The organism is Acinetobacter sp. ANC 4178 (assembly GCF_004331175.1).
Lineage (GTDB): Bacteria > Pseudomonadota > Gammaproteobacteria > Pseudomonadales > Moraxellaceae > Acinetobacter.
Genome location: NZ_SJOD01000001.1, coordinates 765,032 through 784,502, shown reverse-complemented (window position 1 = coordinate 784,502; position 19,471 = coordinate 765,032). Strand labels below are relative to the sequence as shown.

The 19,471-nt window shown below is 41.0% G+C and carries 16 protein-coding genes and 8 tRNA genes; 17 read left to right on the top strand and 7 right to left on the bottom strand.

The window, feature by feature from the left end; all coding sequences use genetic code 11:
- Positions 1–4 precede the first annotated feature (4 nt).
- Both E0H87_RS03695 and E0H87_RS03690 read right to left on the bottom strand, forming a co-directional pair.
- The gene (locus E0H87_RS03695; RefSeq protein WP_131322358.1) at positions 5–1,108 is read right to left on the bottom strand and encodes an efflux RND transporter periplasmic adaptor subunit; all 1,104 of its coding nucleotides are present in this window, start codon (positions 1,106–1,108) and stop codon (positions 5–7) included.
- A gap of 24 nt (positions 1,109–1,132) precedes the next feature.
- The gene (locus E0H87_RS03690; RefSeq protein WP_131322357.1) at positions 1,133–1,774 is read right to left on the bottom strand and encodes a hypothetical protein; all 642 of its coding nucleotides are present in this window, start codon (positions 1,772–1,774) and stop codon (positions 1,133–1,135) included.
- A 282-nt stretch (positions 1,775–2,056) separates the two neighbouring features.
- On the opposite strand from E0H87_RS03690, the gene pilG reads away from it, so the two are divergent.
- The 6 genes from pilG to E0H87_RS03660 all read left to right on the top strand — a co-directional run bounded on the left by pilG (position 2,057) and on the right by E0H87_RS03660 (position 10,594).
- Positions 2,057–2,440 carry a twitching motility response regulator PilG gene (gene pilG, locus E0H87_RS03685; RefSeq protein ID WP_116760298.1) on the top strand — a complete coding sequence of 128 codons (384 nt, stop codon included), beginning with the start codon at positions 2,057–2,059 and terminating at the stop codon, positions 2,438–2,440.
- Positions 2,441–2,460: 20 nt separating this feature from the next.
- Positions 2,461–2,829: a response regulator gene (locus E0H87_RS03680; protein WP_131322356.1), complete on the top strand. Its 369-nt coding sequence runs from the start codon at positions 2,461–2,463 to the stop codon at positions 2,827–2,829.
- Positions 2,830–2,832: 3 nt separating this feature from the next.
- On the top strand, positions 2,833–3,369 hold the full coding sequence (locus tag E0H87_RS03675; protein ID WP_116760302.1) for a chemotaxis protein CheW: 537 nt from the start codon (positions 2,833–2,835) through the stop codon (positions 3,367–3,369).
- A 48-nt stretch (positions 3,370–3,417) separates the two neighbouring features.
- The gene (locus E0H87_RS03670; RefSeq protein ID WP_131322355.1) at positions 3,418–5,490 is read left to right on the top strand and encodes a methyl-accepting chemotaxis protein; all 2,073 of its coding nucleotides are present in this window, start codon (positions 3,418–3,420) and stop codon (positions 5,488–5,490) included.
- A 156-nt stretch (positions 5,491–5,646) separates the two neighbouring features.
- Positions 5,647–10,128, top strand: a complete 4,482-nt coding sequence (locus E0H87_RS03665) for an Hpt domain-containing protein (protein ID WP_131322354.1) — start codon at positions 5,647–5,649, stop codon at positions 10,126–10,128.
- 4 nt (positions 10,129–10,132) lie between these two features.
- The gene (locus tag E0H87_RS03660; RefSeq protein WP_131322353.1) at positions 10,133–10,594 is read left to right on the top strand and encodes a hypothetical protein; all 462 of its coding nucleotides are present in this window, start codon (positions 10,133–10,135) and stop codon (positions 10,592–10,594) included.
- A 63-nt stretch (positions 10,595–10,657) separates the two neighbouring features.
- Here E0H87_RS03660 and dapE read toward each other — a convergent pair whose 3' ends face one another.
- The 3 genes from dapE to E0H87_RS03645 all read right to left on the bottom strand — a co-directional run bounded on the left by dapE (position 10,658) and on the right by E0H87_RS03645 (position 13,040).
- Positions 10,658–11,791 carry a succinyl-diaminopimelate desuccinylase gene (gene dapE / locus E0H87_RS03655; protein ID WP_131322352.1) on the bottom strand — a complete coding sequence of 378 codons (1,134 nt, stop codon included), beginning with the start codon at positions 11,789–11,791 and terminating at the stop codon, positions 10,658–10,660.
- A gap of 114 nt (positions 11,792–11,905) precedes the next feature.
- Positions 11,906–12,046, bottom strand: coding sequence for an entericidin A/B family lipoprotein (locus E0H87_RS03650; protein WP_131322351.1), 141 nt, complete (start codon positions 12,044–12,046; stop codon positions 11,906–11,908).
- A 115-nt stretch (positions 12,047–12,161) separates the two neighbouring features.
- Entirely contained in the window at positions 12,162–13,040 is an 879-nt protein-coding gene (locus tag E0H87_RS03645) for a DUF1853 family protein (RefSeq protein WP_131322350.1), read from the bottom strand.
- Positions 13,041–13,136: 96 nt separating this feature from the next.
- Here E0H87_RS03645 and E0H87_RS03640 point away from each other — a divergent pair, with 96 nt between their 5' ends.
- The 11 genes from E0H87_RS03640 (at position 13,137) to E0H87_RS03590 (ending at position 15,785) form a co-directional block, all read left to right on the top strand.
- Positions 13,137–13,511: a YbaN family protein gene (locus tag E0H87_RS03640; RefSeq protein ID WP_131322349.1), complete on the top strand. Its 375-nt coding sequence runs from the start codon at positions 13,137–13,139 to the stop codon at positions 13,509–13,511.
- Between the two features lie 41 nt (positions 13,512–13,552).
- On the top strand, positions 13,553–14,059 hold the full coding sequence (gene elsL, locus E0H87_RS03635; protein ID WP_131322348.1) for a cell wall-recycling L,D-carboxypeptidase ElsL: 507 nt from the start codon (positions 13,553–13,555) through the stop codon (positions 14,057–14,059).
- A 227-nt stretch (positions 14,060–14,286) separates the two neighbouring features.
- A tRNA-Val gene (locus E0H87_RS03630) sits at positions 14,287–14,362 on the top strand.
- 23 nt (positions 14,363–14,385) lie between these two features.
- Positions 14,386–14,462 (top strand) — tRNA-Asp (locus tag E0H87_RS03625).
- Positions 14,463–14,512: 50 nt separating this feature from the next.
- A tRNA-Asp gene (locus tag E0H87_RS03620) sits at positions 14,513–14,589 on the top strand.
- 21 nt (positions 14,590–14,610) lie between these two features.
- A tRNA-Val gene (locus tag E0H87_RS03615) sits at positions 14,611–14,686 on the top strand.
- 13 nt (positions 14,687–14,699) lie between these two features.
- Positions 14,700–14,776, top strand: a tRNA-Asp gene (locus E0H87_RS03610).
- Between the two features lie 100 nt (positions 14,777–14,876).
- Positions 14,877–14,952, top strand: a tRNA-Val gene (locus tag E0H87_RS03605).
- Between the two features lie 44 nt (positions 14,953–14,996).
- Positions 14,997–15,073, top strand: a tRNA-Asp gene (locus tag E0H87_RS03600).
- 94 nt (positions 15,074–15,167) lie between these two features.
- Positions 15,168–15,243: transfer RNA gene (locus E0H87_RS03595), tRNA-Val, on the top strand.
- Between the two features lie 80 nt (positions 15,244–15,323).
- Positions 15,324–15,785: a DUF2750 domain-containing protein gene (locus E0H87_RS03590; RefSeq protein ID WP_131322347.1), complete on the top strand. Its 462-nt coding sequence runs from the start codon at positions 15,324–15,326 to the stop codon at positions 15,783–15,785.
- A gap of 3 nt (positions 15,786–15,788) precedes the next feature.
- Here E0H87_RS03590 and E0H87_RS03585 read toward each other — a convergent pair whose 3' ends face one another.
- Both E0H87_RS03585 and E0H87_RS03580 read right to left on the bottom strand, forming a co-directional pair.
- On the bottom strand, positions 15,789–16,574 hold the full coding sequence (locus tag E0H87_RS03585) for a YdcF family protein (RefSeq protein ID WP_131322346.1): 786 nt from the start codon (positions 16,572–16,574) through the stop codon (positions 15,789–15,791).
- A 132-nt stretch (positions 16,575–16,706) separates the two neighbouring features.
- Positions 16,707–19,463, bottom strand: coding sequence for a PepSY domain-containing protein (locus tag E0H87_RS03580; RefSeq protein WP_131322345.1), 2,757 nt, complete (start codon positions 19,461–19,463; stop codon positions 16,707–16,709).
- Positions 19,464–19,471 lie beyond the last annotated feature (8 nt).

Here is a 19,471-nt window from a genome sequence, read left to right as displayed (position 1 = left end):
AAACTCATTTGCTTTGCTGAATCGTAACGGTTTTATGCAGATCGTTATCATTGAACTTCACGCGGCTAATTTGATCGCCATTTGCAAGTCCAGAGACGACCGCAATATTTTCGCTATAGCGCTGTTCAAGTATTTGTATAGGAATGCGTTCAATTTTTTGCTGACGAATCACCCAGACATAAGGCTTTTGTTCGATGTTCTGAATCGTATCTAAGGGAATTAATTGTCCAGATGCTGAGGGGGTTGCCAGAATGTTGCCTTCGACAAAGGCGCCTATGCTCAATGGGTTGAGTGCTGAGTTTGGCGTGGCATAAAATTCAATTTGACGGCTATTTAAATCAGCAAGCGGTGAAAAGCGACTCAGTGTTGCAGTGAGTGGTTCTGGACTTCCTTGTATGCGATATTCAATTTTTTGTCCTGCTTTTAAAGCATTACGTTGATCACTTGGTAAACGTGCTTGAAGTTCTAACTGTGTTGGATCAACGATTTCAAATAAGGTTTGACCCGCTGTAACTGTTTGGCCGGGTTCAACCTGACGTTTGGTCACAACGCCTGTTATTGGGCTACGTAAAGTTCCATCTTGTTTAGCCTTGAGTGCAATATCGACAGTCGCTTGCTGCGCGTTGACATTTTCTAATTGCGCCTGATAGTCCACCTGACTTTGTTCAAATTCAACTCTAGAGATAAAACCCTGATCAAGTAACCGTTGCTTACGTTTCATCATGTTCTGAGCGAGGTTGGCTTGCGCTTTAGTCGCAGCTAAATTGGCTTTCGCTTGAGCTAAACGAGCTTCATTATCTTGATTATTAAGCTGAATTAAGATCTGTCCCTGCTCTACAGCATCACCGACATTAGCACGGACTGAAGTTGCCGTTGCAGTCACTTGAGATTGCAGACTGCTTTGATTCACAGCACGAATACTGCCTGTAAATGCAGTTTTATCTACAGATTGACCAAAATTAAGCGCAACTAAATCTTGCTGAATCAGCTCAATCTTCTTATTTTCAATGGGGGAGGGTGTTTCAGGTTGTTTTTGACATGCAGCGAGTAAAAGACAAATGCAAATAGTGAGGGCTGATGACTGAGATAATCGGGGTGCATGCTGCATCTAAATGTCCTTACTGTTGCAGGATTAGTTTTCCATGGCTTTTAAACGCGCAATGATATTCGCGTATTCAGCCTGCGTATTGCGATAATTGGTTTGCAACGCCTGAATTTGCTCTTTTTTACTGCGGATATTGGTCGAATTATTGGTGAGGTTACTTTTCAGAATTGCAGGGATGGGATCGCCTTTACGCAAATATTCCATTTCTTGTCGTTTAAATAAAATATGATCGCTTTGTAATTGTCTAAGCTGGTCTTGTTGAAAGCTGATCTGCTTTTTGAGATAGGCTAAGGCATCATCACGTTTTTGAGTTGCAACTTGGCTGTTGGTATAAGCGCGTTTTAAACGCAAATCAGCTTCACGTTGTTTTGCCTGAGCAGCACGTTGAGGTGCTTTTTTCTGTTCGCTTTCCGCATTGTAGGGACGATTGCGTTTAATCACCTGCATATTGCGGTCAAGTGCTTCATAACCATAACGAATATGATTGGGGGTGACGTTGGTACTAATATTCGCCACACCTTTGCTATCATAGTAACGATACCAAACAGCCTTTACATCTTCAGCAAAAGTAAATGCTGATTGGAGGAGCAACAGGCTAATCAGCAATAGTTTAAATGCGATTCCCTTTTCTGCAATGAAAGCAAGTTTTCGACTAAACTGACTTTTCATTGAACCCCCCACAAAAGTTAAAGTTGACTAAATTACTTATTTTTAAGTAATAATAAAGTTATATTAGAACTAATCTAGCGAAGAAAAAACCTCTATTCATCAAAAAAAATATTGGGATGAATTAAAATGTGAAATTGTTGGTGAAATTGGACGAAAGTGTCGAATTAGTTTGAAACTGTTCATTGAAAATACAAGTAAATATATGTTAAAAATGTTAGCAACTTGTAATAAAACTTTATATACCAAATGTATGTACATTCTAAAAATGGGACGGGTCATTAAATGGACGATAAATTTCAAAATCTAAAAGTCATGGTAATTGATGATTCAAAAACCATTCGTCGTACAGCCGAAACATTATTACAACGTGAAGGTTGTGATGTGGTCACCGCAGTAGATGGCTTTGAAGCGTTATCAAAAATTGCCGAAGCAAATCCAGATATTGTTTTTGTCGATATCATGATGCCACGTCTAGACGGCTATCAAACTTGTGCACTGATTAAAAACTCACAAAATTATCAAAATATTCCTGTCATTATGCTATCGAGTAAAGATGGCTTATTTGATCAGGCTAAAGGACGTGTTGTTGGTTCTGATGAATATTTAACAAAACCATTCAGTAAAGATGAACTTTTAAACGCAATTCGTAATCACGTAACAGCATAAGTTTTGTATTGGGGAAGAGCATGGCTCGTATTTTGATTGTAGATGATTCGCCTACAGAAACATTCCGTTTCAGAGAGATATTAGGCAAGCACGGATTTGAAGTCATTGAAGCTTCAAATGGTGCAGATGGGGTAACAATGGCACAAGCAGAGCTACCTGATTTGGTGCTTATGGATGTGGTGATGCCTGGTGTGAATGGTTTTCAGGCAACGCGTCAAATTGCGCGTGGCGATACGACCAAGCACATTCCAGTTGTGATTGTGAGTACTAAAGATCAGGCAACTGACCGTGTTTGGGGTAAACGTCAGGGGGCATGTGATTACTTAACCAAGCCAATTGATGAACAGCAATTGATCGATACCATTAAGCAGCACCTCAACGCAGGATAAACTATGGCAGCGAACGGATTTATCGAATTACTTCGCTTGGCGAAACGTGGCAATAAAAACTACGTTTCGACTGAGAATGAAGTAAACCGATGGTCAGGGATTGCATTTGAAATGATGGGGCAATATTTCGTTGCCCCTCTAGGTGAGGTTTCGGAAGTTATTTATCCACCCAAATATACGCCTGTTCCAAATACTCAGTCTTGGGTGATGGGACTTGCGAATATTCGTGGACGATTACTTTCTGTTGCAGATTTGCCACACTATATTTCTGGACATCGAAGCCAATATTCACCGACACAAAAAGTCTTATGTATCAGTCATCATGATCATTATGTCGGATTAGTCGTCGATCAGGTTTTGGGCATTCAACACTTTAATAAGAAAAGTTTCTTTTCTAAACACAAAGATTTAGATAGTAATTTACAAGAATATTGCCAAGGGTATTTTCATCAACATAACCAACAATGGCATGTTTTCTTATTTAGTCGTTTATTGCAAAATCCAAAATATATGAACGCATCTATAAAACTTATAAATTAAATTAGTCCCACTCATTAAGAATGAAGGCAAAATTCGGAGAGAAGCTGCATGGGCTTTAAACTAAAAAAGAAAAATGCAGGTGAAAGTACCAACCGTGCGGGTGGTAATGCTTTAGTAGCAAAATTTCAATCACAGACGGAACAGTTTTCACGTGTATTCGGTGACAGTGAAAAGTCCAAACCATTAATTTTGGGTGCAGCGTTTTGTATCGTCTTGGCCCTATTCCTTCTGTTATATCTATTCTATAGCGTACCGCGTAATAACGAATTTACCCGTAGTTTGGGTGATTTACGTCTTTTATCGCAAACGATTTCGCGTCAAGCGACAGAGGCGACTGCTTCAGGTACACCAGAAGCGATTAAAAAGTTGACAGATTCGCAAAAGGCTTTCGCTGAAAACCTTGAAACCGTGAATGATATTCAAGCGAGTACTCCAGCACTACGTGAAGTGGATGCACAATGGAAAAAAGTTTCTGAAAATATTGATTTAATTGCGTCACAACAAAAAATCATTAATCAGTTATATGACACTAACATTGCGATCAGTGAAAGTATTCCAGGTATTCAGGCTGAATATAACTTGATGGTTGACCAAATGGCACGTCAAAATATGCCAAGTAGTCAGGTCGTTATTGCGAAAAACCAGGTGTTTATTGCTGAACGTATTTTACGTTCGATTAACTCAGTATTAACAGGTACTACTAACTCAAGTGCATCAGCTGATGACTTTAGTGCGGATACTGAAACGTTTGGTTCATATTTGAATGCACAGATTAACGGCAGTGCAGAACTGGGTGTGCAACAGATTACAGAACCTGCTTTACGTGAATCTTTAGATGGTATTAAAGCGGAATATGATGAAGTATTAAAATCTGCAGCTGCAACAGTTTTAAAGAACTCCACGCAAATTGTAAAAGTACGTCAAGCTTCTTCTTCAATTTTTGAACAGTCAGATGCATTGTTAACTAACTTAAACAAGTTATCTGGCGGTACAGGTTGGTTAATTGCAATTCCTGCCTTGGGCCTAATTCTGGCACTGATTGGTTTCTTATTCTGCGGATTTAAATTACTGGCACTCCGTGGTGAAGCGGATAAGGTTCGTGTATCACGTTTACAAGAAGAATATGACCGTAACCAGAATGCGATTTTACGTTTACTCGATGAAATTGCCGACTTAGCAGATGGTGACTTACGTTCATATGCAACGGTATCTGAAGACTTTACAGGCGCAATTGCCGACTCGATTAACTTCGCGATCGACCAATTACGTGAGTTAGTTTCGCGTATTACTGAAACTTCAGCAGAGGTTGCACACTATACGCAAAATACTCAGGTCATTACCAACCAGTTAGCAGAAGCTTCTGAGCATCAGGCGCAAGAAATTGCAGGTGCCTCTGCGGCAATTAACGAAATGGCAATGTCGATTGACCAAGTATCTGCCAACGCATCAGAATCGGCAACGGTAGCAGAACGTTCAGTACAGATTGCAACCAATGGTGCAGAAGTTGTAAACCGTTCAATCGAAGGTATGGATATCATTCGTGAGCAGATTCAAGAAACATCAAAACGTATTAAGCGTTTGGGTGAGTCGTCTCAAGAGATTGGTAACATTGTTGCCCTGATTAACGATATTGCGGACCAAACGAACATTTTGGCATTAAACGCAGCGATTCAGGCATCTATGGCGGGTGAGGCAGGTCGTGGTTTCGCGGTTGTAGCCGATGAAGTACAGCGTCTTGCGGAACGTTCTGCCTCTGCAACCAAACAGATTGAAACGCTGGTAAAAACGATTCAAACAGATACCAACGAAGCCGTTATTTCCATGGAACAAACCACTTCGGAAGTTGTCCGTGGTGCGAACTTGTCTAAAGATGCGGGGGTTGCACTGGATGAAATTCAAAACGTATCGGGTAACTTGGCAAAACTGATTGCGAGCATTTCGGATGCAGCAAAACTGCAATCGGCATCTGCAGGTCATATTGCGACAACGATGAACGTTGTACAAGAGATTACTTCACAGACTACGACAGCGACCTTCGATACAGCACGTTCGGTTTCTGAACTTGCCAATATGGCGGAATCATTACGTGAATCTGTAACGGACTTCAAACTACCTGAATAAGTTAGCTATTCAATGGTATTCCGATCTGACACAGGTCGGAATACTGATCTAGTTTTAAGCATCGAAGCGCTGAACTTCTAGAAGGGAGTCAGCGTGATGATTACACTCAGGTTTTAGCGCCTTTTATGGTGGCGAGAAACGTAAGAAGCCAAAGCTATGAAAGAAATATTAAAAAATTTAGTCGATACGACAACGCTTCCAGAAGATAGTTATCTTGACCAAGATGCTGAGATTCTAGAGATCTTTGTAGAAGAAATTGAAGAAATTTTTGAAGAATTAGAGACTGTTTTTGAGCAGTGGTTAGCCAATCCTTCTGATCAGGATACGTTAACGATCATCCGACGCCATTTCCACACTTTGAAAGGTTCTGGGCGGATGGTGGGGGCAAAGTCTGCTGGTGAATTGGCTTGGGCTGTTGAAGATACTTTGAATCGTGTCATTTTTGGTTCTGTCCCTTTAGAGCAGAAGATTCAAAAATTTGCAGAAACGGTTTATCGTGTTTTTCAGTTTAAGCTTTATCCGCAGTTTAAATCGGTCAAACCGATAGAAATTGATTTAAGACCTTTGATGCTATTGGGGCAAGAACTACAACAAGGTCGATCGATTGAACCTGCACTCGAAGAATTATTATCTTTGGCAGATCAACTCAGATCTCAAGATGATTTGACTGGACTAGAGTTCAGCTCAACTCAAGCAGATCATGTCTTGGTGGAAGAAGAAGCCACAGTTGAATCAAGTGATTTGCAAGAAGTAACGACATCAATCTTCATTGAAGAAGCAGAAGAACATCTTGCAACGATTGATCACTTCTTGAAACAAAATGCTGATGAAGTGCCTGATTATAATGGCTTGATTCGTGCCTTGCATACTTTGCGTGGTAGTTCGTCTATGGCGCACATCCAGCAAATTTTTGATGCCAGTTCAAAAGTTGAAAATTTATTTAAGACGTTGTTACAAGAAGAGATTGTTTCAACTTCAAATGAGACTGCATTACTCATTCAGTATGCCGAATTTGTGCGAGATTATTTGCATATTTTACGTCAGGGTAAAGTCGAAAACTTAAGTCAAATTGATCAAACTTTTAATCAAGCATGGGAAAATTACGGCTTTAATCAAGAAGAATTTGACTCAAGTGCAAATCCACAAGGTTTGGTATCGCAATTAATTGAATTGGATATTGACCTGTTATTGGATGCGGAACTCGAATTTGAAAAACGGATTAAAAATGAATTTCCTCTTTATGTAGAGCAATTAAGCCAAAAGGCAAATTTACTCGCTGAGCATACCAATAATCGTGCATCACAAGGGATTCATGATTTTATTCAGGCTTTAGATAAATGTTATCAAACACTTCTCGCTAAACCTACATTACTCAATATTGATTATGCCTATGAGCTATTTGCTCAAGCACATCAAGAGTTTATTTATCTGTTTGATACTTTAGCTGCGGGGCAGCGTATAAGTTTATCTACACAAGCAGAAGAAGTGCTTCAGAACTTAACGGCATTTGTGCAGCAAGATCTGGAAATTTTTGATCCAGTTGAAGAAAACTCATCTGTAGAAAATACTTCTGAGCTTGAAGCAGATTTAACGGTTGAATCTGGTCATCAGGTTGCTGTCGTTAACTTTGCGACTTTGTCAAAACGCTTGCACAGTGATGCAAAACTGGTTGATGCGGAGGAAGCCAACCGACAATTTGATGAAGATCTGCTAGATATTTTCCTCGAAGAAGCTGATGAGTTGCTGATGGGGATTGATCAGGATGTTCATACATGGAGCAATGATCAATCCAATACAACGGCATTAAATAATTTAATGCGCTATTTGCATACCCTGAAGGGTGGTGCAAATATGATTCAAGCCACGCACATTGGTTTAATTGCGCATGAATTAGAAACCATTTATGAGCGTATTATTAATCAGCAAATCCAAGCCTCACCGGCTTTAATTCAGATTGTTCGTCTGGTTCAGGACAATATTGCTGATCGTATTCAAACAATTCGAGAAGAAAAAGTTGATTACCCAGCTCCCGAAGCGATTGATATTTTAAATAATATTCAAGCTTTGGTTGCAGGTTCTGTGGTATCGACAGATACAGAAGTAGTTGCTGAACAAAAGCTACCTGCTGTTGAACACGTAGCGGCATATGAAGCTACGACCATTGAGCCACCAGCGGTACAGCCTGTACATGCTGAAGTCAGTTCATTTGAAGAAGAACCTGAAACTGCAGATTGGGTTGAACCAGTTTCACAATCGAACACTGTTGAGCCATCACATCAAGCTGAATCTTTGATACTTGATGAGAGTGTGCGCTCAATTGTCGAAGAAACCTTCTTCGAAGAAGCCGCAGAAATTTTCGATACCATGGAAAAACTGTTGCAGGCTTGGTCCGAACAACGTAGTGACCGTAGTTTATTGCTTCAATTGCAACGTGCAGCGCATAGCCTCAAAGGTGGTGCACGCATGGTTGAAATTGAGCCTGTAGGGGCGATTGCCTATCGTTTAGAAAGTGCCTTTGAACAGTTTGCAGTTCATCATTTCAATTCCAATGTTTATGATCCCTTATTGAAAACCACGATTACTTGGTTAAGACATGCAATTTTTGATCATGATTATAGTAATTTCGATAGTTTAAAAGCGGGCTTGGAAGCGATTGAATATGCAGATGTTACTGTTCAATTACCAAGCCGTAATCAAACAGCCCACATGCAAATTACTGCACCAAGCTTTGAATTTATTCAAGGAGATGGAGCAGAACCACCTGCAATGATGGGCGAGTGGGAAAGCTTTGGAGCGAATGATCAATCGAATGAGATGATTCGAATTTCAGCCGATTTGATTGAGAAAATGATTGATTTGTCAGGCGAAAATTCGATTAACCGTTCACGTATCGAAATGGACCTTGGTCAATTGGGCAATACACTGAATGAAATGGAATTGGCGATTAAGCGTCTTGCAGACCAGCTGCGTCGAATGGAAGGTGAGTTAGAGTCGCAAATTATTGCTAAACATGGCAGTGAAGTGGGTCGATACGCTGACTTTGACCCTTTGGAAATGGACCAATATTCATCGTTAAATCAGTTGTCTAAATCCTTGGCGGAATCTGCTTCGGACTTGGTCGATTTCAAGAGTACATTGGCTGAAAAAATTCGTGATACAGAAGGTCTGTTATTACAACAATCTCGTATTCAAGCCGAAATTCAAGAAGGCTTGATGCGAACACGCTTGGTGCCATTCTCACGTTTATTACCTCGTTTACAACGTATTGTGCGCCAGACGGCTTCAACTCTAAACCGACCTGCTGAGTTGATTGTCAATAATACTGAAGGGGAACTGGATCGTACTATTCTTGAGCGTTTAGTGACTCCACTCGAGCATATGTTACGAAATGCCGTCGACCACGGTATTGAAGATCCTGCTCAGCGTCAGTTAGCGAACAAGCCTGAAATTGGAAAAATTGAACTCAATATTAGTCGTCAAGGTACGGATGTTGTGGTCGAATTCCATGATGATGGTAAAGGGATTGATGTTAATCGAATTAAAGAAAAAGCCATTTCTTTAGGTTTGATGAAAGCGGAACAATCACTTGAAAAAGAAGAGATTCTACAGTTTATTTTCCATCCAGGTTTCAGTACAGCACAGCAGATTACCCAAATTTCTGGGCGTGGTGTGGGGCTGGATGTCGTACAAAGTTCAATTAAGGCATTAGGTGGTCATGTCGCTGTAGACTCAATACTTGGAAAAGGAACCAGTTTTAGTATCCGTGTTCCAACGACTGTGGCTGTAAGTGATGCCTTAATGGTGAAATCTGGCGATCAGCAATTTGCGATTCCTTTGGCACAAATTGAGCGTATCGTTCGAATTGCACCAACAACTTTGGAAACTTACTTTAATAGTAAAGAAGATTATTTCAAGATTGATAACCAAAGCTATAAGTTACGTTATCTTTCGGAATTTGTTTCTAATCAGCCTTTACCACGCTTAAGTAGCATTGCTCATTCATTGCCTGTACTGTTGATTAAAGGCAATAGCGGTCAAACTATTGCTTTATTGGTTGATCAATTGGTTGGCTCACGTGCGCAAATTGTTGTAAAACCGATTGGTCAGCAATTTGCTGCAATTGGTGCGATTGCTGGTGCAACTATTCTGGGTGATGGTCAGGTGTGTTTGATTTTGGATGGTCAAAATATTGCCCGTCAAATACAAACAACACAGCGTGTGAAACATGGTCATGACCAACGTGAATACCGTTACAGTGATACACGTCGTTTAATTATGATAGTGGATGACTCAGTTACAGTACGTAAAGTGACCTCGCGCTTGTTAGAGCGACAAGGTTATGATGTAGTTACTGCGAAAGATGGTGTCGATGCCATGGAGCAGTTAGAAAACGTTAAACCAGATTTAATGTTACTGGATATTGAAATGCCGCGTATGGATGGATTTGAAGTGACGAACTTGATTCGCCATCATGAAGTTCATAAGCAATTGCCAATTATCATGATTACATCACGTACGGGCGAAAAGCATCGTGAACGTGCATTTAGTTTGGGTGTAACCCACTACATGGGTAAACCATTCCAAGAGGCTGAATTGTTGAATAACATTGAAAGTCTTTTGACTGTGAAACAGGGGTAATTCGATGAGTGAAAAAATCGCGAATAAATCGGTTTTAGACCAAATTAGTCAGCAAGAGTTACATCATCTTATTACCGTTTCTACTGGATTTATTGATGCCTACATCATTCAGTGCTACGGCAAAGTCGCGATGTTATTGCCGCAGAATATCGTGCTTTCTGCATTGGATAGCCAGACACAGGTATCTTCAGTGGAGTGGCATGATGTGAAATTACCTGTTTATGCAGTGAATGATCCTGCGAAAGAAACAGGTGTTGCACTGGTAATCGAAGGTGATGATGTCAGTCAACGCTTTGCATTAATGTGTAATGAAATGCCGAAATCTGTGCGTGTTCGTATTTCTGAGGTGGTTGACGAAGAAATGACAGTTACCGATCCAATGGTATTTCAGTACGTGAGAATGGGTGAACAAACTTTCCAAGTCCCGAATGTTGTCCAGATTCAAAGCAGTCTAGGCATCAATTAGACAGGATTCAATAAAAAACCCATGTTGAACATGGGTTTTTTATTGCCTGCTTGATCTGAAATTTTAAGTTAATAAACCTTCCAGAATTTGCTCATAAATCTCGGTCAAAGGCTCTAAATCGGCTACATTTACGTGCTCATCAATTTGATGGATACTGGCATTAAGTACCCCCAACTCAAGCACTTGAGCACCTGTAGGCGCAATGAAACGCCCATCCGATGTACCGCCACTTGTAGACAATTCAGTTTCGCGACCAGTGACATTACGAATTGCATTTTGAGCTGCGCTCACCAATTCGCCGACTGGGGTTAAGAATGGTAAGCCTGAGTGCGTCCATTGGATTTCATAAGTCAAACCATGACGATCTAAAATTTCTAAGACACGAGTTTTTAATTCTTCTGCAGTGACTTCTGTAGAATAACGGAAGTTAAACGTCACGGTCATTGTGCCTGGTACGACATTAGTAGCGCCTGTACCTGCTTGAATATTAGAAACTTGGAAAGAAGTTGCAGGGAAGTATTCATTGCCATGATCCCAAACGGTATCACAGAGTTCTGCAACGGCTTTAGACGCCATGTGAATTGGGTTAATTGCAAGATGAGGATAAGCCACATGACCTTGCTTACCTTTGACTGTAAGTACCGCATTTAATGAACCACGACGCCCATTTTTTACGATATCACCCAAATGATGCGTACTTGATGGTTCACCCACAAGACACCATGTCATTTTTTCTTGGCGAGCTTCTAGGGTTTCAATGACTTTGACAGTTCCATTAACCGCAGGACCTTCTTCATCAGAGGTGATTAAGAATGCGATTGAGCCTTTGTGATTTGGGTGTTTAGCCACAAATCGTTCCGATGCCACCACCATTGCCGCCAATGCAGTTTTCATGTCTGCACTACCACGACCATAAAGTTTGCCATCCCGAATTTCTGGAATAAACGGCTCTGAATGCCAAGCATTTAAGTTGCCTGTTGGTACTACATCTGTATGACCTGCGAAACAGAACACTGGAGCTTCAGTCCCTTTACGCGCCCAAAGATTATCAACATCATCAAAACGCATAGGCTCAATGTTAAAACCAATTTTTGCTAAACGCTCAGCCATAATGTTCTGACAGTCATGATCGACAGGGGTAACAGAAGGTTGACGGAGTAATTGCAGACTAAGTTCGAGTGTTTCAGAGTGATTCATACAGAAAAGCAAATGAAAAATATGCTGCTATGATAGGCGAATCGAATCAATAAAGGGAGTTTTGAGATAAAAAAACCTTACCGTTTTGATAAGGTCTTAATGCTCTTAGGGGGATTATAATTTGTCAGCAGTTTTTTCAGCACTACCTGTAACGACATCTCCAACTTTGGAAACATCTTTACCTACACCTGCGACCGTATTACAGCCTGCAAGAAAAAAAGTGAGTAGTAATGAGATCGCAATTGCTTTTTTCATGATGTTCTCCAAAACATGAGTTATTATCTTGAACATATATAGATTAAAAAACAATCAAACTAAACAGTATAATGATTTGATTATAAAAAAGTTAAAGAATGTATATGGCATCCTTTTAAGATTGGGTGTAATGCTGGAGCAAAGGACGGTTACGATACATATAAAAGTTTTGTTTTCCATCTTTACCTTGATAGCAATACAAGCCATCAGTCCAGAGTAAGGGGGTTACACTGGTTGCAGCCGCGTGAGGGCAGAGCCATTCATGCCGCTGTAAACGATAAGGTGATGCCGTGTGAGGGATAAAATCATAGCCCCAAATGCCCATTCTTCTGTGCTGATTCACCCAATGGGGTATTTCTTGTATTGCTGAATACAGCGGCACATAAAGTTGACCTTTTAATACGACGAAACGTTGCTGTATTTTATGGTTTAGTGCTTGATCAAACTGAAATTGCTTTTGCGTGAAATGGTTTAATTTGCGTTTTAATGTATCTGTTCGATTGAGTCCATACCAATGTGGAAAAGAAAAATCACATTCTGCTAAATAATATTTTAATGCCACTTCCCAATGTTCAATTTGATTGGTTTGCGTATTTTTAAGTAAAAAATCCAATTCACCTAAAGTTTTTGGGCCAGCAATTTGCTGAATGCTATGCCCTAAAAGCGCATAAGGGTGATAATTATCATCACGTAACCAAAACCAAATAAACATTTCAAAGCGTAAGCCGAGTCGAGTGCTTTTTAATTGGTTTAAAAAATCTTCCAATTCAGTTGGATGCTGATCTAAATACTGTAATCGCGTTTGATAGAGATGAAAATATTGTGTCCAAACGAGCTCAGTATGAAATTGAAATGATTGTTGGATATCAAATTGATCTGGATAAGCGCTCAGAATATTGGGACTAGCAAGACTGAAAGCCAATTGCCGCACCAGTGGATTTTTAAAATTGAGCCATGGTTCAAAAAGATGGTCTTGTTGTAAGGTCAAAAACATAGAGAAAACCGAAATGGCAGAACAATGTAAAGAATTTAAAAAGGATAAAGTGTAAAAACATTTTATACTAGCGCAATTCTAGATTAGGGCTTGAAGATGAAGATATTGTTTTGGCGAAGTTTAGTGGTGCTTTTTGTCATCCTTGGCTTTATTGGTGCAATACTACCGGGTATGCCAACAACAGTATTTTTAATTTTAGCAGCATGGGCGGCTTCAAAAGGTTGGCCACAAGTTGATGCGTGGTTATTGAATCACCCCAAACATGGCGCAACACTACGTGCATGGCGTGAAAATGGCACTGTACCGCGCAAAGCTAAATGGATTGCATCGATCATGATGTTGCTCAGTGGCGTGCTGATGTTATTTACAACAGCGCCTTTTGCAGTCAAAGTCTTTACAGATTTGACCATGTTGATTGTGGCGATTTGGTTGTGGTTACGCCCAGAACCAGTTTCGAGTGAAGTACGATAGATTATGCACATAACAAGTTGCACGTTTTTTAGGACATCTCAATGCAATATTCATTACAACAAGCAGATATTTTAATAGATTTGGCAGAGCAAACATTACAACTGCCAAAGCATAATAAGTTTTATGTAATTTCATCGGGTAAAAATGGGATTGGTGAACAAGAAAATAGCGGTAAGACACCCAGAGGATGGCATCAAGTGGCATTAAAATTTGGTGAGTTTGCGCCAATCAATGCCGTCTTTATCGCACGTAAAGAAACAGGAGAGGTTTATGATCAGGAGCTTGCTACAGCGTTTCCAGAACGAGACTGGATCTTGTCACGTATTTTATGGCTATCGGGTTTAGAGCAGCAGTTTAATCAGGGTGAGGGGTGTGACACCTTTAATCGCTATATTTATATTCATGGCACACCAGATACCGAACCAATGGGTATTCCAATGTCGCATGGTTGTATTCGCATGCGCAATCAAGATGTGATTGAGTTATTTGAACTGATTCCTGAAAATGCTTTGGTCTATATTTCGGAACAAACTTTAAATTTAAGCTAAAACACAGATATTTTTATCTATAGGTTGAAAATGTTTGAGAAATAAAGAGAGAGTGATGCATAAAAAATATGCACATTTTTAAAATAACATACAGAATTTGCTTGTTTTTATAGCAAAACACTTATTTTTTAATCACTCAAACATAAAATTATGAAAACAGTGAGAAAAGCGTTTGACACTCGGTCAGGATTCTCTATAATGCACCACACAAACGATGAAGACGTTAAGGGCGCTTAGCTCAGTTGGTAGAGCGTCTGCCTTACAAGCAGAATGTCGGCGGTTCGATCCCGTCAGCGCCCACCAAGCCTTTACGTTAAACTCTCAGTGCAGCGGTAGTTCAGTTGGTTAGAATACCGGCCTGTCACGCCGGGGGTCGCGGGTTCGAGCCCCGTCCGCTGCGCCACTTGATGAGTTTGATAATTGTTTGTACCACAAATGCGATATTGTGTAAGTGCAGCGGTAGTTCAGTTGGTTAGAATATCGGCCTGTCACGCCGAGGGTCGCGGGTTCGAGCCCCGTCCGCTGCGCCATTTACACAAAATAGCTTTTGAGGGCGCTTAGCTCAGTTGGTAGAGCGTCTGCCTTACAAGCAGAATGTCGGCGGTTCGATCCCGTCAGCGCCCACCATAATCTTTGCGATGCAGCGGTAGTTCAGTTGGTTAGAATATCGGCCTGTCACGCCGAGGGTCGCGGGTTCGAGCCCCGTCCGCTGCGCCATTTCAAAGAAGTTTTACAGTCTGACAAGCTGTGTTTTAAAAGATAAGCTTTGTTGTTTATCTTGCATCATAAAAATAGTGATGCTATTTTTAATGCCTTAGGGCGCTTAGCTCAGTTGGTAGAGCGTCTGCCTTACAAGCAGAATGTCGGCGGTTCGATCCCGTCAGCGCCCACCATAATTTTGACAAATTATGGATTTTGGTTTTAAGAATTCCGTGTTGCAGCGGTAGTTCAGTTGGTTAGAATATCGGCCTGTCACGCCGAGGGTCGCGGGTTCGAGCCCCGTCCGCTGCGCCATTTTAATATCTTATTTCCCTGAATAAGATGTTTAGTCCAGATAAAGCACCTTTATCTCGGTTTTATAAAAATAGGTCTCTATTTTTATTTTTCAGGGCGCTTAGCTCAGTTGGTAGAGCGTCTGCCTTACAAGCAGAATGTCGGCGGTTCGATCCCGTCAGCGCCCACCATATATCTCCTTCATATTGTTTAAACTCAGTCTTTTATATAGAATTCATTACTCAATAATAATTCGCTATATATCATTGACATGAGAAATCCTTATCAGCGTAAAGCTGCATCTAAAAGCCATAATTCCAGCCCGAGTGCGCAGAATACCTATCGGCAATTTATTGAAAATATGGTTGATCAAGGATCTGTGAGTGCTTTATATCAGGATGGTTGGGCATTATGTGCAACCCCAACAGGGCAACGTGCATTTGCAATCTGGCAAAATAAAAATTTAGCTAAATTGTTGATTAGAGACAATTGGGCGCATTATGAATTGAGAGAAATTACTCTTAAAGATTTGGTGGAAAAACTGATTCCCTATTTAAGAAAGGAACATACCACCATTTCAATGGACTTAACTCCTGAGGGGCAGAATATTTTGGTTGCACCAGAAAAACTATTGTTAGATTTAAAAAATTATTTATACCAAGTCTATATGCAAAAACCTGAGTTGTTTCAGGATATGAAGCTTCCTCTGCCTCGACATATTCGGCTAAATTAATCCTTAAAATTCATTGAAGAGCCAACCACTAGCATAAGCAAAATATTCTCTAAGCCATGAATTATAACGGTTAATTAAAGGTGTGGGCGCGGCTACAGTAATGATATGACTATAGCCTTGTTTACGGGCAATCGCGGCAGCTCTTAAGGTATGAAAATCACTGGTAACGATGGCAATGGGTTCATTCAATTGAATATTGAGCTGAGCTAGAATCGGTTGGCTATTCTTTAGATTTAAATCGGTACTGGTACTTTTGTCCTCCAACCAAATACGAGTAGGGGAGATCGAGAAATTTTGCTGAACGTACTTTGACATCACTTCGGCTTCAGTGAATTTTTCTTGAAAATCTAAACCGCCCGTCATAATGAGGGGAACGTTAGGTTGTTGTTTGGCCAGTGCCGCAGCTTGGTCTAAGCGTTGTGCTAAGGTGGCGGAAGGTTGTCCGTTCTCTATACCACTCCCCAAAACAATAATGGCTTTCACAGGGGCTGGCTGAGTATTGTTTTGAGTTGCTAGCTGTAAATAGCCAAAAAAGCAAACTACACTCGCGCTCCAAAGTAGAAAACCTAAGCAGCCCACACGCCAGATGATATTTCTGAATCGTGTTTTATGAATCAAAATTTGAATTTTAGGGTAGAAAGTTGCAAAGATCAGAAGTCCTAATCCAATCAACAGCGGCAGTATAGTACCTAAATGAATTTTATTGAGACTGATTAAGTAAGCCCCATCCAGAAAGAGTGCAGTTCCAATGAGTGCTGCGCATAGTCTTTTTAATGGTGTTGATTGCATAGGTATAGATTGGATTTATATATTTATGATGAATGGTAACCGAGTTTAAGGCATTGCTGTTTATGATATCGAGTTGATCAATAAAAAACCGAGCTTATTTAAGCTCGGTTTTTTATTTTATGCTACTGCTATTTAGTAGACATCGCGACGATAGCGACCATCTTGGCGAAGTTGTTCTACCGTATTTTCACCCAGAATGTCGATGAGGGCTTGATCAACATCACTGGCCATTCCTTGAATGCTACCGCAGACATAAATCACCGCACCACGATTGAACCATGAGATCAGTTCTACTGCGTGATTACGTAGAACATGATGGACGTATACTTTTTCTGACTGATCTCGTGAGAAAGCTAAATCCAGACGTTGCAGCATGCCTGTGGTTTGCCATGCTTCAATGGTGCTTTGATAGAAAAAGTCATGTTCACGTTGACGTTCACCAAAGATGAGCCAGTTTTGTGTGTAATTTGCACGAACTCGAGCATGGATCAGACTCATCAGTCCAGCAATGCCTGTTCCATTCCCAATACAGATGATAGGGCGATTGTCATCAATGAGGTGGAATGATTCATTGTTGCGAATACGGAGAGCAATCTCTTGTCCAATTTCAGTATGTGCAGTTAACCAGCCAGAACCTAAACCCAGCTCGCCTGTGTGATCACTTTGCTGACGCACCACCAAACGCAGTGTTTGCTGCGATGGAATGCTGGCAATCGAATATTCACGCGAAGCCAAAGTTTGCAGTTGCTCAAGCAAATGTTCCATGTTGGCAAAAGGTTCAACATCGGTATTCAGTTGTTTATTCCATAAAGCCTGTTCAATTGAAACAGCTAAAGATTCCACCTGAGTCTGGGGTGCGATTTGATGTTTCTTCATAAATGCAGCAATACGCGCAGGACTATTGCCAGGTTGAATTTCTGCAATATCACCCGCTTGCCAATGTGCTTCATGTTTGGCTTGCAGTTCGATATTAAATGCAGGTGCACCAAGACTATTGGGATTCAATAAATCACGTTGGGTTAATGTCCAGCGATCAAATGTTTTATCGATGTGCATGGCTTGTAGGTCAAGCTTGCTGCTTTTTGCTAGAGCATGATTCCAACGCTGAATATCTTCATGGTTGGCATTATCGACTTCTATGGTATCGAATAGTGCATGAGCTTGATTTTGTTTAAGCCAAGCAGCGATAGCATGTCCAAAACTACAATAGCTGTCTGCATATTCTTTAGACCCTAAGGCCAATACTGCAAAATGTGTATGGCTTAAATCTATTTTAGTGTTTAGTATTTTCTTGGCAAAACCAGCAGCAAGATCAGGTGCATCACCTGTACCGTAAGTGCTGGCAACAAACAAGATTTGTTGAGCAGATTGCAGATCTTCTAGAGTTAGTTGTTGCACGGTTTTGACCGTAACAGGTTGGCGAGCCTCTTGTAGACTGGTGGCTGTACGCCAAGCCAACTGTTCTGCGACACCTGTTTGCGAAGCATAAGCAATCAGCCAAGGTTTTGCATTTGGATCTACAGTAATACTGTGATGGCTTGCACGTACTGCTTGGGTTAATTTTTTCTGCTTACGACGTTTAAGATACAGCATCCATCCAGTGACAAAAAACAATGGCATTGCAAGTGCAGCAAGCATGGCAAAGAAGTGATATACAGGCCCAAAGAAGCTACCACGGTGTACAGGCAGCATACTGCTCATGATTTTCTCATTGAGCTTTTTGTCTGCATATAATTCAACATCTTGCACGGTTGTAGTTTGATAGTTATAGATGGCTTTATTGCGTGCCCGTTCATGTTGCGGAGTTGGATCGACAAAACCAAGTTCAACTTTGCCATCTGCTTTTTTCGGTAGATTTAAAGTCAGTGTTGAATAGTCATGTCCCAGTTTCGCTTGAACACCTGTCCATGTCTGTGAAAGCACAGTTTGCATTTGCTCAGGACTGAAATTGGAACGTTGCTCCGAACCACGTCTTTCGCCCTCTGCGCCACCTCGTACTTCAGAATTTCCTCTAGCACGATCAAAGGCTTGACGTGACTCTGGATTGCGACCATTTGTTTCGGATTGATCCTGTGCTTCACCATTGCGTCTTTCATTACCTGCTTGCGCATTGGTGTCATGAGAACGGCCTTGTGCAGCATGTTCACCACGCTGTTCACCTGATGCCCCACGTGGACCTTGACCTTCAGGTTTGCCCCCTTGCATTTCAGGTTTCGGTTGTTCAACCCCCATCACCTTGAACATACCGCTCCGCCACCAATCATAAGACCAGTAGAGTCCAGTGCATGCCATCAGTAAATAAAACACCACCACCCATGTACCGACAACGGCATGTAAGTCCCATAGGAAGTTTCGTCCTTTGAGTTTGGGCTTAACAAATAACCATTGTTTAACAGAGTGCTTTTTGGGCCAGCGTAAATAGAGACCACTCAAGACGAAGAAAATCAGCATGAGTGTACAAGCAGCGGTAATTTGTTTCCCTACAGGACCAACAGTTAAATTACGATGCAACTGCTGCACAAACTGGAAAAAGCTTTGTCCCTTTATTTCTGGCAGAACTTCAGCAGAGTAGGGGTTGACCATCATGTTATAGCCGCGTCGCGCGCCTTCTTTGACAATATTGACGGTGCTTGATGCAGCAGGATCTTTGGCAATGGTGATGCTGTTAATCTGGATCTTCGGATCGACGTGCTGAAAATGTAAATAAAGCTCAGCGGGTGTGAGTTTGTCTCGATTTTCTGCCTGTACAACATAACTATCCGTATTGATCCATTGAAGGATTTGCTGATCATAAGAATAAATAGCGCCAGTCACGCCCATAATGGACAGTATTAATCCAGCGGTAATCCCCATAAACCAATGAATTTGGAAAAATATTTTTTTCAACATGATGGTCA